The organism is Streptomyces sp. P5F9 (assembly GCF_057961495.1).
Map to the genome: position 1 here is coordinate 1 of NZ_JBXVPZ010000706.1, position 3455 is coordinate 3455.

The window sequence follows — 3455 nt, forward strand, 5'->3', positions numbered from 1 at the left end:
GTCCAGGGCCGGGTTGCGGTCGAAGAAGCCGTCCGGCTCCAGGCGCAGCCGGGCCTTGGCCACCGGCATCACCGGCCACTCCTCCGGACGCGGGAAGTGGTGCGAGCCGATGGTGGCCCACAGCACGAGGTCCGTGCCGTCCAACGACCGGTTCTCCTCCTGCCACTTGTGGACGCCGTCCGCGCCCGGCTCGGCCTGGTTGGGGTATTCGCCGCCGACGAACCGCCGGTCCGCGTCATAGGCCGTGGCCCACAACTGCCGCCCCACGAACGGGGCTCGGCGTGCGCACACACTGTCCTCGCGCACCGGCAGCACCGCCGTGTTCTCCAAGTGCACGCGGTACGCGGTCGGTTCACCCATCCGGTTACGCGACTCGGTGCTCTCCACCCGCCAGTGCAGCCCGCGGGACGGATCGGTGCGCAGGGCGCCCTCCGCCTCGCTGAGGATCGGCCGCAGCACGGTCCTGGCCGCGTTGCCGTACGGGTCGAGCACCGGGTCGGGCTCGTGCTCGGCGGTGACCTCCACCAGCCGGTTGGGATCGCCGTCCACCGCCATGTCGAGGCGGACGCTGAAGAAGTGCTGGTGATTGGTGACCGCTACGTTCGGCGCGACCCGGCGTGCGTACGGCGTCGCCTCGTCCTCCTCGACGCCGGTGGCGGAGAGGATGCCGGTCATCTTGATCTCCAGCATCACCGAACCGTCCTGGTACAGCGACCAGTAGAAGCCGTAGTCGTAGTTGGCGACGGTGGCGAACGCCGAGATGATCAGCCGGCGCGAACGGCGCACCTCCGTACGGCCCGTGCGCCCGTCGTGGTGCTTCCACAGGATCCCGTCGTCCTCCTCGTGCACGCACACGGCGTTGGGGATGAGCCGGGGGACGCCGTCGCCGCCGAGCACCGCCACGTCGAAGTACTGGATGACACCGAGGCAATCGCAGCCCAGGGCAAGGGAGTTGGTGAGCGGGCCCGCGCCGTACTCGCCCCAGTCGAAGAAGTTCTTGCGGTACTGGGTGGAGGCGGTGTCGAAGTACGGGACGTACATCTCGTTGACGGCCGCACGCCGGATCACCTGCCGAGGACCCTTCCCCGCCGCGGCGAAGGAGAGGTTGTGCAGCACGAGCCCCTCGCGATGACTGAAGCCGACCCGCACCGACCACCCCTGCCAGTCGATCCCCTGACCGGTGACGGTGAAGCTCGGCCCCTCCGGCTGGACGACCTCCAGCGGCTTCAGCCCCGGTCGCTCGGCCACCGTCCCGGCCGCGAACACGCCCGACTCCTCCGACAGCGGCACCACCCCGTGATCCTCGATGTGCAGGATCTCCATGGTCTCCATGTCGATGATCGGCACCACGCCCTGCACCGGGCGTGCGTAGCCGTTGTCGTCCTCGGAGACGCGGTGCCAGACGCTGCCCCAGGTCAGCCGGCGGCCCGCGTATTCGGTCGGCTCGAATCCGCCGATGGACTCCGGGTCCACCATCACCAGCGACACGTCGTGGATCCCGCGCAGCGCCAGCGCCTCCCGGAAGCGCGGGTCAGCCCGACAGGCGGCCGCGGCCTGCCGGGCCTCTTCGGAGGAACAGCCCGGACTGCGGACGTCCAACTCCCGCCAGGCGGTGGTCTGCGGCTTGTCGCCGAGTTCGAGATCGACCTCGAACGCGTGGCGCGCGGAGGTGGAGAACACGACCGCGCGGGCTCGCCGGTTGTCCCCGGGCGCGGCACGCCGGGCGTGGTCCTCGTCCAGCGCCACACCCCAGAAGCGCGCGTCGTCGGGAACCCGGGTGTCGGCTCTCAACACGCTTACTGCGGTGGCCAGTTCGGTGACGGTGAGCGGGTCCAGCGGGTGGGGTGCGTCGGCCGGTACGGGTTCGGGGGCGAGAGTGCTCACAGCGGGTTTCCTTCCAAGACGATGCCGCCGTCGGCGCGGGGATCGGAGGCGCCGTCCAACTGGCCGGTGGCGGACAGTCGTACGGCCTGGGTGTGACCGGCCAGATCGGTACGGCCCGGCGCCACGACGACCGGAACCCCCGACGGGAACACGCCCGCCGGAACGGACCCGGGCTCGGCCAGCAAGGTCGGCGCCTCGTAGCCGATGTCGCGGGCGCCGATCACCCAGCGCGGCCGGTCGAGGACGGCGACCGGATCGGCGGCCGGGTCCATCAGGCCGGGCACGGTCTGGGCGAGGATCTGCGGCTGCGCCCGACCGCCCTGGCAACCGGCCGCGAGCAGCAGTTCGGCGGACCGGCCGAGCACGGGGCACAGGGTGTGCGGTGGCCGTAGACCAGGGCCTATGAGGGCGGGATGGCCAGGGAGGAGGCTGAACGCCGAACCCCGGTTGTGCAGCACGATGCCCGTCTCCGGTTCGCAGATGCCGGCGCCGAAGGTCTGGTAGACGCTCTGGATCAGCGAGACGGCCAGCCCGGACGCGTCCACGGCGGTGATCGCGACGGTGTCCCCGGCGGGCCGGAAGGACGGCTCGGGCGGTCGCGCACCGGCGAGCGGAGCCGGGCGCAGCAGTCCGTCCAGGTCGATGGGCGAGGGGCCGAGCGGGTCACCCAGCAGCAAGTCCCGTGCTGCCGAGGCATCTTGGCAGCGAGCGGCCAGCGCGCCGGTACGCTCCGGCTCGGACAGTTTCGCCGCCGACGCGGCGGTCTCCAGTACGGCCAGCAGACTCGCCCCCTGGCTCGGCGGCGGGGCGGTCCACCAGCGAGTTCCGGCCACGTCCAGCGTCAACGGCTCGACGCTCTCCGCCTGATGGGCCGCGAGATCGCTCGCGGTGAGCGCACTTCCGGCCCGGCGCAGCCCGGCCGCCAGCGCCTCGGCGATCGCGCCCCGGTAGAAGGACGACGGATCGTCGGCGAGTGCCCGTAGCACGACGGCCAGTTGGGGTTGGGGGAGCGGGTCGCCCTCGTTGAGCGGCGCGCCGTCGGGGCCGGTCAGCAGTGTGGTGAGCCCGGGGTCCGCGCCGATCTGCGGGGCCCGCTCACGGATGGCGCGCGCCAGACCGGCCGACACGGTGGCCCCGCTCTCGGCCAGTTCGGCGGCGTCCCGCAGCGCCTCGGCCAGGGCACCTGGCGTGCCGTGGGCGTCGGCGAGCGCCGCCCAGCCCGCCACCACACCGGGCACGGTCACCGTCTGCGGCCCCTGCGCGGGCATCCGCCGGTCGGCGGCGCGCAGCGCATCGACGTCTACGGCCTCTGCCGCGGCCCCCGCCGAGATCACCGCGCGCACCGAACCACCGGGGGCGTGCACGAGGGCGATCAAGTCGCCGCCCAGGGAACACTGGTGGGGGTAGACGACGGTGAGGGCGGCGGCTGCCGCCAGCGCCGCGTCCACGGCGTTGCCGCCTCGCTGGGCCGCGCGGCGGCCCGCTGTCAGCGCCGCCGGGTGCGGCGCGGCCAGGATCAGCGGGGAGGCGGCTGTCACGCGGCGTCCCTCGGGAGGAGCACGGTGCGGGAG

The 3455-nt window shown here is 72.9% G+C and carries 2 protein-coding genes; both read right to left on the bottom strand.

The annotated features are described in order from the left end of the window. Positions 1-1884, bottom strand: a 1884-nt coding sequence (locus AC31A1_RS48775; RefSeq protein WP_489659489.1) for a primary-amine oxidase, incomplete at its 3' end; no start/stop codon positions are given. Further along, the coding region (locus tag AC31A1_RS48780) for a gamma-glutamyltransferase (protein WP_489659490.1) at positions 1881-3455 on the bottom strand (1575 nt) is incomplete at its 5' end. The genes AC31A1_RS48775 and AC31A1_RS48780, both read right to left, overlap by 4 nt.